This is a genomic window from Paenibacillus ehimensis NBRC 15659, assembly GCF_004000785.1.
In the GTDB taxonomy this organism is placed as follows: Bacteria; Bacillota; Bacilli; order Paenibacillales; family NBRC-103111; genus Paenibacillus_G; species Paenibacillus_G ehimensis.
This window is the reverse complement of sequence record NZ_BILX01000204.1, coordinates 1-787: the sequence shown is the minus strand read 5'-3', so window position 1 is coordinate 787 and position 787 is coordinate 1. Positions and strand designations below refer to the sequence as shown.

Annotated in this window: 1 protein-coding gene; it reads left to right on the top strand. The window is 55.7% G+C overall.

Features of this window, described 5'->3' with window-relative positions:
- Window positions 1–787, top strand: a 787-nt coding sequence (locus tag PEH01S_RS34335) for a papain-like cysteine protease family protein (RefSeq protein ID WP_127490461.1), incomplete at both ends; no start/stop codon positions are given.

Here is a 787-nt window from a genome sequence, read left to right as displayed (position 1 = left end):
CCGCCGATCCGGCCCCGGTTTCAGTTCCGGCTGCCGCAGCCGGAGGAGCCGCCGATGTCAAATTCAAGGGAACGACCGCGCCGATTGGAGTGAATGTGCGCTCCGGCGCAACAACCAAGTCCAGCGTGCTGTACACCATAGCGGGAAATACCGAGGTTCAATTCGACGGCTGGGAAGAAGGAGAAGCGCAGCAGGATTACTGGACCGGACAAAGCGATACGCGCTGGTTTTATTTTTACAAAAATAATGCGAAGCATTACATCTCTTCAGCGTTCATCTTCGGAAATCCGCCGGATCCTGGAACCCCCAAGCCGCCGAAGCCGCCTGGAACCGGCGCCACCGTGCCGGACGTAAAACAGAAAATGAGCAACTGGTGCTGGGCGGGCGTATCCGTACCGATCCTGCAGCATTACGGCAAAACCGTTACGCAAGAGGAGTTTGTGCGCTACGTCAAAGGCGGACTCTACAACGACCCTGCCACGACAGGCGAAATCAAGTACGGCTTGAAGCGTTACGGCGTCAACAGCAGCGACTTCTACAACCTTCCGACGCTGCAATGGGTGAAGAACGAGGTCGACGGGCGCCGTCCGATGGTTGCTTTTATCCGCTGGACGCACGGGGCGGCTATCGGTCATTTCGTCGTGCTTGACGGCTACTATACCGGAACCGGCGGCAACCAATACGTATCTTATATGGACCCATGGTACGGCGATCATTACTCTCAAACGTTCGACTCTTTTAAAAGCAACAATCGATTCGTATGGCGCGGAACGATTAGTACGAGCAA